This window comes from Terrirhizobium terrae, from assembly GCF_030323265.1.
Taxonomy (GTDB): Bacteria; Pseudomonadota; Alphaproteobacteria; order Rhizobiales; family Rhizobiaceae; genus Neorhizobium.
The window spans coordinates 1257366-1277093 of record NZ_CP104992.1; the positions used below are offsets into that span (position 1 = coordinate 1257366).

At 61.8% G+C, this 19728-nt stretch carries 18 protein-coding genes; 3 read left to right on the forward strand and 15 right to left on the reverse strand.

What is annotated here, in order from left to right:
* The first annotated feature begins 2 nt into the window (after window positions 1-2).
* Window positions 3-461: a c-type cytochrome gene (locus N7E02_RS13935; RefSeq protein WP_286582590.1), complete on the forward strand. Its 459-nt coding sequence runs from the start codon at window positions 3-5 to the stop codon at window positions 459-461.
* A complete protein-coding gene (locus N7E02_RS13940) occupies window positions 458-1447 on the forward strand; it encodes a c-type cytochrome (protein WP_286582592.1) in 990 nt (329 codons plus the stop codon). The genes N7E02_RS13935 and N7E02_RS13940 overlap by 4 nt, the downstream gene beginning before the upstream one ends.
* 136 nt (window positions 1448-1583) lie before the next feature.
* Here N7E02_RS13940 and N7E02_RS13945 read toward each other — a convergent pair whose 3' ends face one another.
* From N7E02_RS13945 to N7E02_RS14010, 15 genes are all read right to left on the reverse strand, one after another.
* Window positions 1584-2330 (reverse strand): SDR family NAD(P)-dependent oxidoreductase, encoded by a 747-nt coding sequence (locus N7E02_RS13945; RefSeq protein ID WP_286582593.1) that lies wholly within the window; start codon window positions 2328-2330, stop codon window positions 1584-1586.
* Complete coding sequence (locus tag N7E02_RS13950) at window positions 2327-3346, reverse strand: ketopantoate reductase family protein (protein ID WP_286582597.1); 1020 nt, start codon at window positions 3344-3346, stop codon at window positions 2327-2329. Before N7E02_RS13950 ends, N7E02_RS13945 begins: the two co-directional genes overlap by 4 nt.
* Window positions 3343-3510: a hypothetical protein gene (locus N7E02_RS29705; protein WP_353622885.1), complete on the reverse strand. Its 168-nt coding sequence runs from the start codon at window positions 3508-3510 to the stop codon at window positions 3343-3345. Before N7E02_RS29705 ends, N7E02_RS13950 begins: the two co-directional genes overlap by 4 nt.
* The gene (locus N7E02_RS13955) at window positions 3507-4043 is read right to left on the reverse strand and encodes a creatininase family protein (protein ID WP_353622886.1); all 537 of its coding nucleotides are present in this window, start codon (window positions 4041-4043) and stop codon (window positions 3507-3509) included. Before N7E02_RS13955 ends, N7E02_RS29705 begins: the two co-directional genes overlap by 4 nt.
* Before the next feature lie 61 nt (window positions 4044-4104).
* Window positions 4105-5334: an amidohydrolase family protein gene (locus N7E02_RS13960; protein WP_286582599.1), complete on the reverse strand. Its 1230-nt coding sequence runs from the start codon at window positions 5332-5334 to the stop codon at window positions 4105-4107.
* A gap of 101 nt (window positions 5335-5435) precedes the next feature.
* On the reverse strand, window positions 5436-6743 hold the full coding sequence (locus N7E02_RS13965; protein WP_286582602.1) for an MFS transporter: 1308 nt from the start codon (window positions 6741-6743) through the stop codon (window positions 5436-5438).
* A gap of 28 nt (window positions 6744-6771) precedes the next feature.
* A complete protein-coding gene (locus N7E02_RS13970) occupies window positions 6772-7431 on the reverse strand; it encodes a TetR/AcrR family transcriptional regulator (RefSeq protein ID WP_286582604.1) in 660 nt (219 codons plus the stop codon).
* Window positions 7432-7718: 287 nt separating this feature from the next.
* The gene (locus tag N7E02_RS13975) at window positions 7719-9152 is read right to left on the reverse strand and encodes an amidohydrolase family protein (RefSeq protein WP_286582605.1); all 1434 of its coding nucleotides are present in this window, start codon (window positions 9150-9152) and stop codon (window positions 7719-7721) included.
* A 79-nt stretch (window positions 9153-9231) separates the two neighbouring features.
* Window positions 9232-10578: an aspartate aminotransferase family protein gene (locus N7E02_RS13980; protein ID WP_286582607.1), complete on the reverse strand. Its 1347-nt coding sequence runs from the start codon at window positions 10576-10578 to the stop codon at window positions 9232-9234.
* Between the two features lie 98 nt (window positions 10579-10676).
* Entirely contained in the window at window positions 10677-12272 is a 1596-nt protein-coding gene (locus N7E02_RS13985; RefSeq protein WP_286582609.1) for an ABC transporter substrate-binding protein, read from the reverse strand.
* A gap of 72 nt (window positions 12273-12344) precedes the next feature.
* Window positions 12345-13241 carry an ABC transporter permease gene (locus N7E02_RS13990; RefSeq protein WP_286582611.1) on the reverse strand — a complete coding sequence of 299 codons (897 nt, stop codon included), beginning with the start codon at window positions 13239-13241 and terminating at the stop codon, window positions 12345-12347.
* Window positions 13238-14176: an ABC transporter permease gene (locus N7E02_RS13995; protein ID WP_286582613.1), complete on the reverse strand. Its 939-nt coding sequence runs from the start codon at window positions 14174-14176 to the stop codon at window positions 13238-13240. The genes N7E02_RS13990 and N7E02_RS13995 overlap by 4 nt, the downstream gene beginning before the upstream one ends.
* Complete coding sequence (locus N7E02_RS14000; RefSeq protein WP_286582616.1) at window positions 14173-15801, reverse strand: amidohydrolase; 1629 nt, start codon at window positions 15799-15801, stop codon at window positions 14173-14175. Before N7E02_RS14000 ends, N7E02_RS13995 begins: the two co-directional genes overlap by 4 nt.
* Window positions 15802-15888: 87 nt before the next feature.
* A complete protein-coding gene (locus N7E02_RS14005; protein ID WP_286582618.1) occupies window positions 15889-17502 on the reverse strand; it encodes an amidohydrolase in 1614 nt (537 codons plus the stop codon).
* 42 nt (window positions 17503-17544) lie between these two features.
* The gene (locus tag N7E02_RS14010; protein WP_286582619.1) at window positions 17545-18513 is read right to left on the reverse strand and encodes a 2-hydroxyacid dehydrogenase; all 969 of its coding nucleotides are present in this window, start codon (window positions 18511-18513) and stop codon (window positions 17545-17547) included.
* 372 nt (window positions 18514-18885) lie between these two features.
* Between N7E02_RS14010 and N7E02_RS14015 the strand changes: the two genes are divergently transcribed.
* Entirely contained in the window at window positions 18886-19608 is a 723-nt protein-coding gene (locus N7E02_RS14015) for a GntR family transcriptional regulator (protein WP_286582620.1), read from the forward strand.
* Window positions 19609-19728 lie beyond the last annotated feature (120 nt).

The window sequence follows — 19728 nt, forward strand, 5'->3', positions numbered from 1 at the left end:
TCATGAAGACCATAAAAACCTTTGTCCTCGCGGCACCGCTCGCACTTGCAGCCCTCGCTCCGGCATCGGCCCAGGAAGCATCCGGCCAATTCTCGAAAGAACTGATCGAGAAGGGCCGTTATCTGGCGACCGCATCCGACTGCGTCGCCTGTCATACCAACCATGCCGGTGGAAAGCCCATGGCTGGAGGCCTGCCCATGGCCTCCCCGGTCGGCACGATCATGTCGACCAACATCACCCCGTCGAAGGAATTCGGCATCGGCAACTATTCCGAAGCCCAGTTCGCCGATGCGGTGCGCAAGGGCATTCGCGGCGATGGCGCCAACCTCTACCCCGCCATGCCCTACGTCTCCTATTCCAACATGACGGATGAGGACATTCACGCGCTCTATGCCTATTTCATGCAGGGCGTGCAGCAGATCGACGAGAAGGCGCCGGAAACCAAGCTTCCTTTCCGATGAACATCCGCGCCTCGATGATGGGCTGGAACATGCTGTTCCGCCCGAACGAAATGCACAAGGATGATCCGGCACAGTCCGCCGAATGGAACCGCGGCAAATATCTGGCGGAAGGTGCAGCCCATTGCAGCACCTGCCATACGCCACGCGGCGTCTTCATGCAGGAAGACAAGAGCCTCAACCTGACCGGCGGTCAGGTCGGCGCCTGGTATGCGCCCGATATCACCAATGATCCGGTGCACGGCATCGGCTCGTGGAGCCAGCAGGATCTCGTCACCTATCTGAAGACTGGCAAGCTCGATAACCGGGCGCAGGCGGCCGGCAGCATGGCGGAGGCAATCAGCTATTCCTTCCAGCACCTGACAGATGCTGATCTCAACGCGATCGCCACCTATGTGCGAAGCGTCTCCTCGACCAAGGCCGCGGGGGCAACCGGCACCACCCGTTTCGACAAGGGTGCTGCCGGCAACGACATGGCTGCCTTCCGCGGCGGAAAGTATGCGAATGGTCTCGCAGGCGATCACGCCGGTGCGCAGATCTTTGCCGCCAACTGCGCCTCCTGCCACGGCGCAAACGCGCAAGGCACAAAGGATGGTTATTACCCGAGCCTGTTCCACAATGCCGCGACGGCCGGCGACAATTCGGTCAACGTCATCTCGGCGATCCTCAACGGCGTCGACCGCCACACGGAAGCGGGCCACGTCTTCATGCCGCCCTTCGGCGACCAGACGAATGCCGTCGTGCAGCTTTCCAATGTCGAGGTCGCCTCGTTGTCCACCTATCTGCTGGCGCAATACGGCAACGACAAGCTGAAGGTGACGCCGGAGGACGTACAGGTGATCCGCGAAGGCGGGCCCAAGTCCAATCTGATCCAGATGGCCCGCATAGGCATGGGTGTTGGTGCCGCCGCCGCGGTGATCGTCCTGCTGGCCGCCATGTTCTGGCTTCGCAAGCGCAAGGCCCGTCCGACGAAGTCGCTGGAAGCATAAAGCTCGCTGAAACGGCAGAACCCGCGCATGGCTATGAGCATGCGCGGGTCCGAATATGGAAGTTATAACACGTTAGGGCACGGGCCTAATCGGTCGGCGGCAACGCCCTCGACCTCCTGCCTGGGGCAGAAGGCAGTTACTTGCCGCCGTCCACGCTGATGACCTGGCCGGTCACCCAGCCTGCAAAATCCGAAGCGAAAAACATCACCATCGCGGCGATATCTTCCGGCGCGCCGAGGCGCTTCAGGGCGATGTTCTGCAGCAACCTTGCCTGACCTTCCGCACCCATGGCCTCATATTGCCGTTCGGTCGCGGGGTTGGAGAGAACGAAGCCCGGGGCGACGTTGTTGACGGTGATGTTGAACGGGCCGAGTTCGTGGGCGAGCTGGCGTGTCAGGCCGATCTGCCCCGCCTTGGCGCTGGCATAAGCCTGAATGCCGGTCAGCGAGATACCGAGGCCCGCACCGCTCGAAATGTTGATGATGCGGCCGGATTTCTTGGCCTTCATGCCCGGCGCGACGGCCTGGGATACGAAGAATGCGCCGGAGAGGTTGACGTCGAAGATCGCCTTCCAGTCCTCTTCCGAAATTTCCTCGATCGGGCGGCCGACCTGTCCGCGCACGCCGCCGGCATTGTTGATCAGGATGTCCACATCGCCGATCGAGGCGACCGTCGCCTGCACCGCGCTGCGGTCGCCGACATCGAGCCTGTGCGCCTTGGCCTTGTCGCCGCAGAGCCGCACGGTTTCCGCCAGACCTTCCTCGTTGACGTCGCAGGCATGTACGGTGGCACCGCGCTCCGCGAAACCGAGCGCGATCGCCCGGCCGAAGCCGTGAGCCGCACCGGTCACGATGACGGTCTTGCCGATAAAGTCGATATTCATGCGGGGATCCTCACCAGTTCGTCGAGATTTGCGGTATCGAGCGGGCGCTTGCCCTCTTCGATTTCATGGATCAGTTCGACCAGCTTGAACGTCACCGGGGTGGCAATGCCAAGCGCTTTGCCGGTCTCGGCGATCGGCAGGATTTGCGCGTCCACCTCGGTCTTGCGCTTGCGCACGGCAAGGTCGCGCCAGACGCCGGTATGGGACTTGGTCGAACGGCGATTATGGGCGACCATTCCGTCGAAGGAACGCCCGGTTTCTTCAGCCGGCGCCGTCGGCGCGAAGGCGGCCGGATCAAAACCGTCAAAGGCTTCCGGACGGACATTGCTGGCCTTGGCGACGTGGCCGACCTCATGGGCAAGCCGTGTCAGCACCGGGCGATAGGCCGGGTTGGCGAAGACATCGGCAATGCTGTCATTGGTGACGGCTGTCGCGAACAGCAGCGCACCGTAGATCAGCTTGCCCCAGAGATAGCCGGAGATATTGTCGGTCAACACCGCCCGTTCCTCGAACTGCAGCATCATCGCGTGGATCGCCTTGATCCGCTCGGTGGTCTTGCCGTCCATCTCGCCGACGACGACTGCTGCGCGGCCGCCGTAGTTGATGATGCCCGGCTCCAGATAGTCGGCACCGAAATTCACGAAGCAGCCGATGACCCTCTCATCACCGACCACGCGGCCGATGACTGCCTCGTTCAAACCGTTCTGCGCCGAGACGACATAACCGTCTTCTGCCAGATGCGGCGCCAGCGTCTTTGCGGCGGCCTCGGTATGGTGCCCCTTGACGCAGAGGAAGATGCGCTCATAGACGCCTTCGATCTCTTCCGGCAGATAGGCCCTGGCCTTGACCGTGTCTTCGAAGATCGGTCCCTTGATCTGCAGGCCGCGAGCGTTGATCGCGTCGACATGCTCTTTCACATTGTCGACAAAGACGACCTCATGACCGGCGCGAATGAAGGCGGCCCCAAGCGTGCCGCCGATGGCGCCGGCGCCCCAGATGACGATGGGAGAGGTCATTTCCACGGTCCTTCCAGCAATTCGCGGGTTTCACTGATGGCGACATCCCAGATCGCCTGCATCTCGTCATCCGGCCGCTGGTAATAGCCGCCGAAATTGCCGTCACCGACATAGGCCTTGACCGCATCCGGATCCATGACGCGCATGCGGCCGAAATCGATCATCGGCTTCTGCTCGCTCGGCAGGACCTGACCGGCGAGACGCGTCCAGGGAAGTTTTCCATCCAGGATGCATGCGAGGCGACCTTGTCGATCTCCTGCACCTTGGCGAAGGTCTTCGGCGCGTTCCACCAGTTATGAAACTTGACCGCCACGCCCGGATTATCGGTCATCCATTCGACCGCCAGGCTGCCGCCCGGCTGGTTTCCGCCATGACCGTTGACAATCAGGATGCGGCGAAAGCCCTGGCGCTTCAGGCCGTCGAGAATGTCGCGGATGATCGCCGCATAGGTTTCCATCCGCAGGCTGATCGTGCCGGGATAGGCCATAAAATAGGGCGTGATGCCATAGGCAAGCACCGGAAAGACCGGAATGCCGAAGGGCTCGGCGGCTTCCACGGCGACGCGTTCGGAGAGGATGGAATCGACCGAGAGCGAAAGCTGCGCATGCTGCTCGGTGCTGCCGAGCGGCAGGATCACGCGATCATCGGTCTTCAGATAGGCTTCGATTTGCTGCCAGTTGCAGTCGGAGATTTTCACCGGCTCTGCCTTTCATTCATGGAATTGGAAAGTAGCCCGGTCGCCCTCAGGCGGCCGGAGCCTAGGCATGAGGCCGGACGATGCCGGCCTGCAGAACCAGTTCGAGATGGCGCAGGCGATCGAGATCATCGAGCGGATTGCCTCTGACGACGATGACGTCGGCGGCGAGACCCGCTGTCAGCGTTCCGACCTTGCCGTCGATGCCGATTGCCTTGGCGGCAAAGCCGGTCCCTGCGGTGATCGCCTCAAGGGTGGACATGCCGCCCTGCTGCATCATTTCCATTTCGAGCGGCAGGCCGTCGAAAGGCGTGAAACGCCAGCCGGCATCGGTACCGGCGACGAACCGCACGCCCGCTTCGCGCAGCTTGCGGAACTGTTCGATATTATCGGCCATCATGCCGCGCCAGCGGGTAAGGAAGGCCTGCTCGGCTTCCGTTAGGTCTTCCCTGGCCGACATCATCTTCACGACGGCGCCGGAGACGGCCAGCGTGCCGGTGACCGGAATGCCGGACTTCGCCAGCTTTTCAGCAACGCGCGGATCGAATTTCTGGTTGCCCTTGCCGTCGGTCAGGAAGCCAGCGTGTTCGATATGGTCGACGCCGGCATCAATGGCCTGTTCGGTGGATTCGGCGCAGAGACAATGAACGGCGATCTTGCGATCGAGCGCATGAGCCTGGTCGACAAGCGCCTGCATTTCCTCACGCGTGAAGGCAGCGCGCCAGGAAAGCGTGCCGACGGTGCCGCCGCCCGATCCCATGACCTTGATGAAGTCGGCACCCTGCTTGACCATGCCGCGCACTTTCTTGCGCAGTCCATCGACGCCGTCTGCCTCGCCGCCGAGATACCAGGTGTGACCGCCGGTGATGGTGATCGGCTGGCCGCAGGCAACGATGCGCGGTCCCGTGCCGTGGCCGAGAGCGAGCGCCCGCTTCAGGTTGAAGACGGTGGAATTCATCGCGCCGAGATCGCGCACCGTGGTGATGCCCGCGGCAAGTGCCCGTCCGGCGGTAAAGGTCGCGGTGGCGACAAGAACCCCTTCGTCTTCCGTGACGGCATCCTCGAGCGAGGTGCCATCACCGGGTAGGTTGAGATGGACATGGGTATCGATCATGCCCGGCATGATCGTCGCGCCGGCGAACTCGCGTGTCGTGGCACCCGCAGCAGCGCTTTCCGGCACGTCGCCCTGGTAGACGCCGGTGATCTTTCCGTCTTCGATGGCAACGGTAGCGCCGGTAAGCGGCGCACTGCCATCGCCGACGATGACGCGGTCGGCCTTGAGAAGGGTCTTCATCAGATTACTCCCGTCACCCGCACATCGAGCCGAAAGCCGCGATCGGCTTTCGGCCTTTAGGATGCGCAGTCTTTACAATGCTGCGGTTTGGGAACGGCCGCTCAATCGAGCGACCGGCCCCGGGTTTCCGGCGTCAGGAAGAAGTGCGTCAGAATGCTGATGACGCAGATCAGCATGGCATAGAGCGACACATAGAGAACGCCACCCTGGCCGTGCAGCCAGGTTGCGACGAGCGGAGCCGTGCCGCCGAAGAGAGCCGCGCAGATGGCATAAGGGATGCCGATGCCCGAGGTGCGGACTTCCGTCGGGAAGAGTTCCGACAGCACCGTGCCGAGAACGCCATTGTTCATCGACAGGAAGAGAGCGCCGACGGCGGACACGAAGGTGAAGGTCCAAAACGAGACCTGTCCATTGAGCAGGGAAAGCAGCGGATAGACGAACAGCAGGAACAGGATGGCCGTCGCGAACAGCAGCGGCTTGCGACCGATGCGGTCGGAAATATAGGCGAAGGTCGGAACGCCGAGAATGTAGACGACCGTCGAGAACATGTTGCCGGCGAAACCTTCCGAGCGGCTGAGGCCACCGATCATGTTGGCATAGGTCGGCAGGAAGATCAGCCACAGGTAATACATGACGCCGTTCATCTGCAGGACGAAGACGATGAAGGTTTCCTTCGGATACTTGGCGACAGCCGCCAGGATGGAGCCAAGCGAACGGTTGGCCATCTTCTTGGCATTGGCTTCGAAGGACGGCGTCTCGTCGAGACCGCGGCGCATGAAGAAACCGTAGACGGACATCGCGGCACCAAGCAGATACGGCACGCGCCAGCCCCAGGCCTCAAGCGTCTCAGGCGTGAAGAACGTCGTCGTTGCAGTGGCGACACCGGTGGCGGCGAGAACCGAGAGACCGATCGCGATCTGCTGCGGCGAGGCGTTGAAGGCGCGGTTCTTCACCGAGGCATGCTCGTTCAGGAAGGTCGCGGAGATCTGATACTCGGCACCACCTGCAAGGCCCTGCAGAAGACGGGCGCAGACGATCAGGATCGGAGCGAGAATGCCGATCTGATCATAGTTGGGCATGATACCGATCACAAAGCTGCCGATGCCGGCCATGATGATCGTTGCCGCCAGCAGGGTGCGGCGGCCGTATTTGTCGGCCATCGGCGACAGGATGATCGCGCCGATCGGGCGGCCGATGAAGCCGATTGCGAAAGCGGAAAGGCTGGCGATCAGCGAGACAGCCGGATCGTCGGCCGGGAACATCTGGTGGGCGATGACGCCGGCCATGAGGCCATAAATGGCCCAATCGAACCATTCGATGAAGTGGCCGATGGAGCCGCCGACAAGCGTCTTGAGACGCCCGTTGACGCCGGCGGGTGCGCCCGCCGTATGGTCGATGCTGGAATGCATGGTCTTGAAGTCCCCTCTTATATGGATCTCAAAGTTTGGTTTGTTGGTGAGCGAGCTGCTGCTCCAGGCTTTGGAGACGGAAGCTCACGAAATCCGCCAGCATGGAGAGGTGCCGCTCGAAATAGGCGGCGTCCTTGTCCATGAAGCGCTCGAGGCTGAGGCCGCGAATGGTGATCAGCATGAATTCGAAGATCCCGGCGGCGGCGCTGCGCGTGACGGAACCGGTCAGGCTGTCGACGCGCTTCAGCCACGGCAACATCACATTGGCCATCGACTGGGCGCGATGCTCCAGAACCCGCTGGTGCACGCCGGCATCGACACGCGTGCCGATGATGATTTCCCAGACCGCCCAGTAATCCGGTTGGCCGTAGATCTGCCAGAGGTGATCGACGACATCGCGGATGCTCGCCTTGCCGGTGAACGGCATGGCGTTCTCGGCCTCCAGTTTCGCCTCGACGGTGATGGCCGACTGGTCCAGCACGGCAAGCATCAGATCGTCCTTGGTCGGGAAATGATGGTGCAGGGCGCCGGTGGTGACGCCCGCTTCCTTGGCGATCGACTGGGTCGTGGTCTTGCCGTAGCCGGCCGTTGCCAACAGCCGGACAGCAGCCTGGATCAGCACCGACTGGGTTTCAGCAGTGCGCTCAATTTGTGAGCGACGGGATGTCTGTGCCTTTTTCATAATCATGCTATTACATACATATCAATCGGTATGTAAATGAGACTCAGGCGTAATCTTTTATTGCCGACATCCCTCGGATCTCGGGGTTTTATTGCGCATTCACCAGTTGGTTGTTCACGGCAACATCGCTGAGGCGCCCACAATCGCCAATTGCGAGCGCTTGCTTCCTGCCGAAGCGAATGAATAAACCGATGGCCTGCAGTATCATTCCTCCGTACTCGGAGGAGGTGACCCATGGGTCAGACCAGGCGCGCAGAAATCCGGCGGCAGCATTACGCGCCGCCGATCCGCGGCTAGACCCGGAATTCCTGATAACTGTCCGGCGACAGGGCATTGATGTCGCGATGCGCCCAGTCCTGGTGGTGCATGTTCGCCCACATATGCTCGGCACCCTTCTGCAGGTCCGCCGTGATCGCCTTGATGTCAAAGCCCGGCACGATGCGGTCCTTCATGATGAAGGCGCCGTCCACCATCGTTGCGTTCAGGTCCTCCGGCTGCGCCGAGTAGACGATGTTGCGCACGGGATCGCGCATCGGCGTCATGAACAGGCTGGCGCCTTCCCAGAAGAGCAGATCGGCCTTGGCGCCGGGGGTGATACGCCCGAGATCGTCGCGACCCAGCGATTTCGCCCCGGCAAGCGTTGCCGAGTTGAACACGTCGGCGGCGGTCGCCACTTCGGTGCGCCGGTCCATGATCTTGGAAATGACCGCCGTCCAGCGCAAAGCCTCGATCATGCTCTGCGGGCTGGTGTCGGTTGCAAGTGTCATGTTGATGCCACGTGCGAGATATTTCGAATAGCTTTCCATGGCGATGCCGCGGCGGGCAAAGACCCAGACGGCATGGGCAACGTTGGTACCGGTATCCGCGAGAATGCTGAGATCGTCGGCATAGTAGTTCACCCAGCTCGAGCCGCCCGGCATGATGGCATGGCCGAGAATGACGTCATTGCCGAGGAAGCCGATCTTTTCCAGCCACTCGATCGGCGAGCAGCCGTTCCGGCGGACCATTTCCTGGAATTCCGGCACCGACTGCGACACATGCAGCGCCATCGGCACCTTCAGTTCTTCGGCTACTTCGCGGGAACGGCGAAGAAGCGCCTCCGAGCAGGTGTCGACCTGCGCGGGCGTAAGAAACCCCTTGATCCTGCCATTGGCGCGCCCGTCGATCTCCTTGACGAAATCGACCGCCTTCTTCATCGCGGCGGCACCATCGTCTTCCAGCCATTCGTATTTCACGCTTCGGCCATCGTCCGTGTACCAGCGGCCGGAGCGGTAGAATTCGCCGATATAGGCGCGCAATCCCGCCTTCTCCGCCTGTTCGGCGACGTAGCGGCCGCTCAGGCCCATCTCGACCACCGTCGTCGTGCCGGTGCGGATCAGCTCCGGCATCGAGGCGCGGATCGAAGCCTCCCGCGCCTCCTCAGTAATCGCGCCATTGCGGGCAGTCAGGAATTCGAAGAGGCCCGAGAGATAGAAATTGCGCGGTCCGCGATCCTCGACGAAGGAGCGGTCGAAAAAGCCCTCGCTGATATGGGTATGGGTATTGATGAAGCCCGGCGTGACGATCTTGTCGTTGGCGTCGATGAACTCGTCTGCCTGCCCTTCGAACTCGCCGCCGCCCACATGAACGATGCGATCATCCTCGATAACGATCGTGCCGTTGCGCAGGTTCTTGTGTCCACCATCCTGAAACGCGACGACGTGCCCTGCGCGAATGACCTTCCTCATGTGATCGGCTCCCTGTGAATATGGATAGTGGTGAGAGCCCCGCGCCAGTGGCGCGGAGCTCAAAGAGTCAGAGGATGACTCAGGCCTGCTCGGCGGCGACCATGTCGAGCGCCTTGCGGGCGATGGCGAACATCTCGCCGATCTGCTCTTCCGTGATGATCAGCGGCGGGCAGAAGCAGAGCGCTTCACCGATGCCGCGGATGATCAGGCCTTCCTCCTGCATGCGCTCGGCAACTGCCGTCGCCATCGCGCCCGCCTTGTCGGACGGCTTCAGCTCGACGGCGCCGATCAGCCCGATACCGCGCCAGGACGACGCCAGCGGATGGGAGGCCAGTTCCTCAAGACCCTTCAGGAAGGCAGGCGAGAGGCGCTGGACATTGCCGAGCAGATCGCGCTCCTCGATGATCTTCAGGTTTTCCAGTGCGACGGCCGTGACGACCGGATGGCCCGATGCCGTGAAGCCATGGCCGAAAGAGCCGATCCGGTGGGATTCGTCGGCCACGACCTGATAGAGTTTGTCATTGAGCACGATGGCCGACAGCGGCAGATAGGACGACGAAATCTGCTTCGACAGCACCAGGATGTCTGGCACGATGTCATAGGTCTCGCAGGCGAACATCTTGCCAGTACGACCGAAACCGCAGATCACCTCGTCGGCGACGAGCAGGATGTCGTATTTTTTCAGGATCTTCTGAACGCCTTCCCAATAGCCGGCAGCCGGAATGAGCACGCCGCCGGCACCCATGACCGGCTCACCCCAGAAGGCGGCGATCGTTTCCGGGCCTTCCTTGAGGATCAGGTCTTCCAGTTCCTGCAGCGTACGCGCGGTGAACTCGGCTTCTGTCTCGCCATCCTTGCCGAAATGAGGGTAGGACGGGCAGGACGTGTGGATCATCCGCTCGAGCGGCAGATCGAAGCTTTCGTGATTGCGCGGCAGGCCGTTGATCGAAGCAGCGACGACGGTGACGCCGTGATAGCCCTTGATGCGGCCGATGATCTTCTTCTTGTCCTTGCGGCCAAGCGCGTTGTTGTAATACCAGACCAGCTTGACGGAGAGATCGTTGGCTTCCGATCCCGACGAGGCGAAATGCACCTTCGACATTTCGAAAGGCAGCATGGAGAGGATCTTCTCGGCTAGCTCCACCGAGGGGCCATGGGTCTTGTAGTTGAAGATATGGTAATAGGGCAGCTTCGACATCTGGTCATAGGCGGCCTTTGCAAGCCGTTCCTCGCCGAAGCCGACGGCAACCGACCAGAGACCGGCAAGGCCTTCGATATAGCGCTTGCCATTGTTGTCGAAGACATAGATGCCCTCGCCGCGTTCGATGACCAGCGAACCGGTTTCCTCATGCTTGCGCATGTCTGCGACGGCCGGCATCTGTGAGCGGATATCGCGCGCCTCGATCGAATTCGGGAGCATGTTCATTGCATTGACCTTTCTGACTGCGCGGCCTGTCCTGTCGCAGGGTGATGTAGAGATCGGGAACGGCCGGCCCCGGATCCCGGGACCGGCCGCTGCATTCGTTACTCGGTGAATTCCAGGTCGAGGCCCTTGTAATAGGCCGCGCCATAGATCGGATGCGCCTTGAGCGGCTTCAGCTTGTCGCTCTGCACGATGATGATCGGCGTGTGATAGAGCGGCAGCCAGTTGACGGCCTCATGCACCTTGTAGAGCACCTTGCCGAAATCCTTGGCGCGCTCGGCCTCGGACGTGGCTGCCGAGCCGGCGACCAGGAGCGCATCCGTTTCCGGATCCTTCCAGTTGGTGCGGTTCGGAGCCGGCGTATTGCCCGAGCGGAAGTAGAGGTTCATCGCGTCACCCGCGGAGAAATACGGGTAGCCCATGGTGAACATGTCGTATTCCTGGGTCGCAAGCTTGCCCCAGACGACGGTGGCGTCGAAGGTCTGGATCTGCAGGTTGACGCCGATCTTCAGAAGTTCGGCCTGTACCTGCTGCATGATGTTGATCCATGCACCGTTGAAGCTGTAGAGAACCGGAGCGAGCTTGACGCCGTCCTTTTCGCGGATGCCGTCGGCACCGACCTTCCAGCCGGCCTCGTCCAGCAGGCTCTTGGCCTTTTCCGGATCGAAGTCCTTGATGAGCGTCTTATCGACGTCCTTGTTCCAGTCCAGCGTGTCCTCGGTGATGTAGGTATAGGCCGGCTCGACCGTGCCGTAGAGCTGGTCCTGGACGAGAGCGACGCGGTCGACCGCGTAGTTGATCGCCTGACGGACGGCGAGATCGCTGACCGTCGGCTTGTCGAGCTTGAAGCCGACGAAATAGGTATAGCGTGCCGACTGGGACTTGCTGGTGACGAAGCCCGGCATGCTTTCGAACTGCTGCAGCGCGATCGGCGGCACGTAATTGGACACGTCCGTCTGGCCGGTCATCAGTGCGGCGGTCAGGGTGTTTTCCTCACCGATGATAGACCAGGTGACGCTGTCGACCTTGGCCGGCCCCCTGTTCTCGTAGATTTCCGGACCCCAGGTATAGGCGTCGTTGCGGGTCAGGACCATCTTGTCGCGCGGCGCCCATTCGCCCCAGCAGAACGGACCGGTGGCATTCATGCCCTTGACGCCGAAATCCGGGCCGAGCTTGTCGACCGATTCCTTGTCAATCACGACGGCGAAGCTCTGGGTCAGCTGGTAGAGCAGTTCGGAATAGGGCTTTTTCAGCTTGTACTGCAGCGTCGTCGCATCCGTCGCGGTGATGCTTTCCACTTCGCCCGCGCGCCACGCCACCGGCGACTTGGTCGCGGGATCGATCCAGCGCTTGAAGCTGTAGGCGACGTCTTCCGCCGTCATCGGCTTGCCGCCGCAGAACTTCACGTCATCGCGCAGATGGAACGTGTAGGTCAGGCCATCTTCCGAAACGTCCCAGCTCTTCGCCAGGCCCGGATGCAGCGTCTGCATGTCGTAGTCGATCGTGACCAGCGTGTCGGCCAACATGAACAGCACTTCGGCAGCGGCCGTCGCCGTCGTCTTGTGCGGATCGTAGTTGTTGCTGTCGATACGGCGCGAGATTTTAACGTCCTGCGCCATGGCAAGCGTGCCGAACGTCAGGGTGACGGCGGCGGTAAGGGCCGCTGTCATCAGTCGTCTGTGGCGTTTCATCATCATGGCAATGGCTCCTTGTTGGGATAGGGGTCATGTCAGTAGTTCAGGCAGGAAGCGGTGGGAGCCCGCTCCCGGTCAGGTCTTGAGACGCGGGTCCAGCACGTCGCGCAGCGTGTCGCCGACCACATTGGCGGCCATCACGATGACGAGGATAAGGATGGAGGGGATCACCGCGATATGCGGCGCGAAGAGGAAGAAGTCGCGGCCCTGTGCCGCCATCATTCCGAGTTCAGCGACCGGCGGACGGGCGCCGAGACCGAGAAACGACAGCGAGGCTGCGATCAGGATCAGCTGGCCGAAACGCAGACTGAGGAAGATCAGCACCGACGAAATGCAGTTGAGGACGAGATAGCGCGAGAAGAGCTGCGGATCGCGAATGCCGAGCGAACGGCCCGCCGTGATGAATTCCTGCCCCATGATGCCGATGCCGATGCCGCGTGCCACGCGGGCGCAGTCCGGAATGGTCGAGATGACCAGCGCCAGCAGGATAGGCGTGACGCCCTGGCCCATCGCAGCAACCAACGCCAACCCGAGAAGGATTGCCGGCAGCGACAGGAGGATGTCCGAGAAGCGCATGATCCAGGGATCGAGCTTCTGATAGAAGGCGGCGAGGAGGCCGAGGAACGAGCCCAGCACGCCGCCGATCGCGACCGAGGCGAGGCCGATCAGCAACGTCAACCGCGTGCCGTAGAGAAGCCGGCTCAGGATATCGCGGCCCTGCGGATCGGTTCCGAGCAGGTATTCTATATTGCCGCGCGCGGCCCAGGCCGGCGGCAGCATGGTTCTGCGGGAGCTTTCATAGGGATCGTATGGCGCCAGCAGCGGCGCGAAGATCGCCGCAAGGCAGATTAGCGCAAGCACGGTGATCGCGAAAAGTGCTGCACGATCCCGCAGGAAGCGTTTCCACCAGGCACGATCAGCGGGTGCGGCCGCAGCCTTCTTGGCGGTGTCGTCTGTCGTGATAGCGCTCATCTGTTCACCCGCGGGTCGAGAACCGAATAGAGGAGGTCGACGATCAGGTTGATCGCAATGAAGGTCACCGCCATGGCGAGAATGCAGCCCTGGGCAACGGTGAAATCGCTCGACAGGATGCCGCCGACGGCAAGCCGGCCGATGCCCGGCCAGGAATAGATCGTCTCGGTGACGACGGCTCCGCCGAGCAGGTAGCCGGTCTGCAGCCCGACCAGGGTGACGACGGGGATCAGCGCGTTGCGCAAGCCATGACGGAACACCACCGTGCGTTCCGGCAGGCCCTTGGCGCGGGCAGTGCGGACGTGGTCGAGCTCAAGCACTTCGAGCACGGACGAGCGCGTCATGCGGGCGACCGGGCCGATGAAGACCATGCCGAGCGACAGCGCCGGCAGGAAGATGTGGCTGAGGCCATCAAGCGTCCAGAGAGGTCCGCCGCGACCGACGAAGGGGAACAGCCGCAGCGACACGCCGAACGCCTGGATGAGGATCAGGCTGATGAAGAAGACCGGCAGCGAGATGCCCGCAACCGAGAGCGCCATCACCGCCCGGTCGACGAGCGAGCCACGACGCATCGCGGCGACCGTGCCCATGGCGATACCGAGCGGGATCGACCAGATCAGGCAGGCGAACATCAGTTCGACCGTCGGCACGATAGCGGTCAGGAGCTCCTCGATGACGGGCTTGTTGGAGATCATCGACCGGCCGAGATCGCCGACCAGAACCCGCTCGAGATACATCCAGAACTGCACGAGAAGCGGCTGATCGAGCCCCATCGACCGACGGATCTCCTCGACGACATCGGGAGGCGCGGTCGGGCCGGCGAGAACGATAGCCGGGTCACCGGGCACCATCTGCAACAGCAGAAACCCGAAGACGAGAACCCCGAAAAGGACCGGGATCGAAAGCCCCAGGCGACGCAAGATGACCGAAATCATGTCTGCACCTCCTGCTTCGTGTAGACGACCTTGCCGCCGAGCAGCGTCATCTCGCAGGTCGTGTTGAGAATTTCGGAAGGCTCGATCTCGAAGAGGTCATTTGAGAAGACCGCGATATCGGCGAGCTGGCCGGGCACGAGGCGCCCCTTCACCTCTTCCTCATGGGCGGCATAAGCGGATTCCAGGGTGTAGGCGTTAAGCGCCTCCTCCATGGTCAGCGCCTGGTCGGCGCCGAGCACGGTACCCTTGTCGGTGGTGCGGGTGACCATCGCGTAGAGACCGGCAAACGGATTGAGCGGCGTCACCGGGCAATCGGTCGAAGCAGACGGGCGCAGTCCCGCATCGATCCAGGTGCGCATCGGGTAAGCGAAGTCGGAGGCTTCCTTGCCGCGCACTTCGACATACTGGTCGCCGAAATAGTAGATGAAATCGGGCTGTGGGGCCGGGATGACACCGAGCTCGACCATGGTGGCGATCTGCTCGTGGCTGAGCCAGCCGCAATGCTCGATCCGGTGGCGGCGGTCGGCCGCCGGATTGGCTTCCTGCGCGGCTCGGATCGCATCGAGGATCCGCTCGATCGCAGCATCGCCGATCGCATGGACCGCCATCTGGTAGCCGAGATCATGGGCGCGCTTTACCAGCCCGTCGGTCTCGTCCTGCGTCAGGCAGAAAAGCCCGTATTCGTCCTTCGTGCCGGCATAGGGCGTCTTCATCGCCGCCGTCTTGCCGCCGATACTGCCGTCGACGAAGATCTTGACTTGGCGCAGCCGCAGCATGTCGTCGCCCTGTCCGGCGACATAACCTTCCGCCGTCGCCTTTTCGAGAATGTTGCGCTCCTTGTCGCCGATCAGGCACATGGAGACGCGTACCGGCAGGCGGCCGGTTTCCTTGGCGGTTTCGTAAGCCTTGAGCTCGGTCCAGCCGTGGTTCATGCCCACCGCGGCATCCATGGTCGAGGTAATGCCGTAGCTCAGCATCATCTTGCCGCCGGCCTCGATCGCCTCGACATAATCTTCCAGACCCGGCACCGGCTGCTGGTTGGCGACCGGCTGGCGGGCGTTTTCGGCGAGAAGACCAGTCAATTCGCCATTGGCCCGGCCGATCGTGCCGCCATCCGGATCGGGCGTGTTATGGCCGATCCCGGCGAGCTGCAGCGCAATCGAATTGGCGACGCCCACATGGCCGCAGGCGCGGACGACATAGACGGGACTGTTCGGCGCAACCTCATCCAGTTCGCGACGGGTCGGATGGCGGTTTTCTGCAAGCTTGGAATGGTCATAGCCGCGGCCGATGATCCATTCGCCCGGCTGGCGGGATTTCGCCGCCTCGGCGACCTCGCCGAGAAGCGCGCCGACGGAGGTCACCCTGCGCGGGTTGAGATCAAGGTTCTTCAAGCCGAGACCGAAGGCCGCGAGATGCGTATGGACGTCATAGAAGCTCGGCGTGGCGAGCCGCCCCTCAAGCGCGATCACCTCGGTCTGCGGGCCGGCAAGCGTCGCGATCTCGGTTGCGGAGCCGGAGGCGAGCACCTTGTCTCCTGAAATGGCAAGCGCCTCGGCGAAACCTTCCTTCTGACCAAGCCAGATCTTGCCGCCGGTCAGAATCACGTCTGCAGTTGTCGTCATAGGGGCCTTCCATTTCATGATATCGCAAGGTCGATGCATTTCAGGAGCCCGCCTGGGCGGGCTCCGGGTATGGCAGGGCAAACCGTCTCAGGCGCGATAGACCACCTCGCCGCCGAGCATGGTCATCAGGCATTTTGCCGAGAGGAAAGCCTCCGGTTCGACGGTGAAGAAATCCGTGTCGAAGACCGCGATATCCGCGAGCTGGCCCGGGATCAGGCGCCCCTTGCGCTCTTCGTCATGGACGCCGTAAGCGGCCTCGTAGGTGTAGAGATGCAGCGCCTCACCAACGGAAAGCGCCTGCGCCAGGCCGAGCGGCTTGCCGGTATCGGACTTGCGGGCGACCATCGCATAGAGGCAGGGCATCGGGTCGGGCGAAGTGACCGGGCAATCGGTGGAAGCGGAAGGATGCAGGCCCTCCTCGAACCAGGTCTTGAACGGATAGCAATGCTGCGGCCGTTCCGAACCGAGGATCGTGTAATAGCCCTCGCCGAAGAAATAGAGGAAGGATGGCTGCCCGGCCGGAATGACCTTCATTGCCTTGAGACGCGCCAGGTCTTCCGGCACATGCCAGCCGCAATGCTCGATGCGGTGGCGGCGGTCCGGATCCGGCATTTCCGCATATGCCTTTTCATAGGCATTGAGCACCATGGAAATGGCGGCGTCGCCGATTGCATGCGGAGCGATCTGATAGCCCAGCCGGTGCGCCTTGAGCGTCAGTTCGTCGGTCTGTTCCTGGGTCAGGCAGCGCACACCGAAATTGGTTTCGTCGTTTTCGTAAGGAATGGAGAACCACGCCGTACCGGCACCGGCCGATCCGTCGGTGAAGAACTTGACCGGGCCGATGCGGAAGATGTCGTCACCCACGCCGGTCACCAGTCCCTTGGAATGGGCGTAGTCGACGATATTGCGTTCGAGATCGCCCATCAGCGTACCGGCGACGCGCAGAGGAATGCGGTTCTGCTCGCGCGCCGTCAGATAGGCGTCGAGTTCGACCTCGCCTTCACCGATGCCGATCGCGGCCTCCATGATCGAAGTGATGCCGAATGTCAGAAGCTTCTTGCCGCCACGCTCGATGGCCGCAACCAGCTGGCTTTCGGTGATCGGCGGCATCACCGCCCGCACGGCATCGCGAGCATTCTCGAACAGGATGCCGTCAGGCTCGCCGTTGCGGCGGCGGATCTTGCCGCCGAACGGGTCTGGTGTATCGCGACCGATGCCGCCGGCCTTCAGTGCGAGGGAGTTACCGACCGTCGTGTGGCCGCAGGTACGGGTGAGGAAAACCGGATTGTCGGGCGAGACCGTATCGAGATCCCATTTCGTCGGATGTTCGAGTTCGGCAAGCTTGTCATGGTCATAGCCACGGCCAAGGATCCACTGCCCCGGCTCGGCATTGGCAACGGCTTGCCTGACGAGATCGACGATCGCCTGGACGCTGGTGACGCCGGCCGCCGGCCGCAGATCCAGTTCGACAAGGCTTCTTCCATAGTGATGCAGGTGCATATGCGCGTCGTTGAGGCCTGGCGTCGCAAGTTTGCCTTCGAGATCGATGATCTCGGTTTCGGGACCAGCAAGCGCGGCCATCTCGGCAGCCGTGCCCGTCGCCAGAACCTTGTCGCCGTCGATGGCGATCGCTTCGGCAAAGCCCTCCTTGAGGCCGCACCAGATCTTTCCGTTCGTCAGTAGGCGAGTAGGCACTGTCATGCTCTGGTCCTTCATGAAATTGAGATCGGAATGTTTAAGAGATCAGTAGCCGGCTTCCCTGTTGACGAGACCCGGTGGTGAACGCCCCTCGCGGAGCGCCGAAAAATTCTCGGAGACCTGGCGGAGGATTTCCGCCGGCGTGGTGTCGGATGCCTTGTGCGGGGTCACCATGATCCTGGGATGAGACCAGAACGGATGATCCTCGGCTGGCGGCTCCTGGCGAAAGACATCGACGCTGGCGGCAGTTAGGTGACCACTATCGAGAGCCTCGATAAGATCGGCCTCGACCATATGCTCGCCGCGTCCCATCTGGACAAGCGCGGCACCTTGCTTCATCTGCGCGAAGAAATCCCTATTCAGCAGATCCCGCGTCGTTTCCGTCAGCGGCAAAACGTTGACGAGAATATCGGCCTCTGCCGCGACGCTGCGAACGGCGCCCGGACCTGCTACAACCTCGATCCCGTCAAGCGATGCTTCTTCCGTCGCGGGAACGGAGTTGCGCGCGACGAGCACGCGAAAACCCATGGCGGCAATCGCCATCGCGCAGCGCCTACCCATCAGCCCGTAGCCGAGAACGCCGACCGTGACCGATCCGGGAGCCAGAGGCCGAAAACTGCGATCCCAGCTGCGCCGAGCCTGGTTGGCGATGTAATCGCCCATGCGCCGGTGGTGCCAGACAACCTGCCAGGCCGCAAAACCGGCCATCAGATCGGCCTGCGCATGATCGCGAACCCGCGTCACCACCACGCCTTTCGGCAGCGACGGGCAGGCCAGGATGCTGTCGACGCCGGCAGCGATCGACGACACCATTTTCAGATTGGGATAAGCGTCGAACGCCCTTTCCTCAGGCATCCAGGCAAGCGCTACCTCGACACGAGCGGGATCGACGACCTCATGCGGCCTGACCACGCGCAGCGCCGCATCGGCACTGCCATCGAATATCCGGCAAAGATCGAACGTTCGGGAAAGGCCAACGACCTCGATGGCAGGCCCGGCAGCCACCGCGCTCACGAAGCAGACTCGCGCTTGACGGTGAGAGAGACGGGTACCGACTCGCCGTCAGTGAAGGCGAGTGCGTAAACATCCCTGTCTTTCCAGAGCCCGGCATCAAGACAACAAGCCAGACCCAGTGCAGCCTTGCCGGCTGTCCCGTTCGGTTTCGTCACGTCTGTTCCCACTATTCTTGCCAGCTGCGCATTTTTTGCACAGCGGTCATTTTGTGGTCATGATACCGACCCCGGACCCACTGTCAATCGTCGACAATCGACAAATTACGATCTATCGTTCGCGCATCGACATTCCCAAGACCGGCGTCTCGCACAAGGATGCCAGCCCTGCGGGATATGGTCGAAGACCTGCAACCGACGGGGAAGGACCGGCAGAATGTTTCGATTGCTAGAACAGGCCGATTTGCCGAGCCGCATCGCCGACCTGGTATTGCGCGCCATCGGTGATGGTCTTCTGCGGCCGGGCGAGCGTGTCACCGAAGCCCGGTTGGCCGAACAGATGGGAACGTCACGCGCGCCGGTTCGCGAAGCTTTGCGACTACTGGAAAGCCAGGGGCTGATCGTCTCGCATCCGCGCCGCGGATTTTTCGTGAAAAGCTACAATGCTGACGAGCTGCTGGAGATATACGATCTGCGCGAATGCCTGGAACTGCACAATGCACAGGCGGTGATCGCACGGATGACCGACGATGACCTCAAGCGGCTCGAAGCCCAGGTGGAACTCCTGAAACAGCTCGGCGCGGAAGGCCGCACCCAGGAACAGGTCGTCGAGGACTACTCCTTCCACCGGATGCTTTGCGAAGTCGGCGGCAATTCCCGTATTTTGAAACTCTTCGATCAGATCGCGACCGAGCTTCGATCAGGCATCGCGCTTGTCGGCCGCATCTACGCCAATCCCGTCGAGATCGCCAAAACCCACGACCCGATCATCGAGGCGTTGCGCGCCCGCGATATCACTCGGCTACGCGATGAGCTGCATGAACATCTGCAGGATGCAACGACGCATGTGGTCGGTATCTACCGCCAATGGCCGGCCAGCCAGACCGACGATTTGCCGGGCTATCCGCTGTCGCCGATCGAACAACAAAAGGCCCGGTAGACAAGGCTACAACCAGTCGCACATAAATTGCGCATATTTTGACGGTGAAATTTTTATCGGCAATTTTGCGGAATAATAGTTGCAAACGTCCACTAATGGGATTTGAATACTCGAAATGAG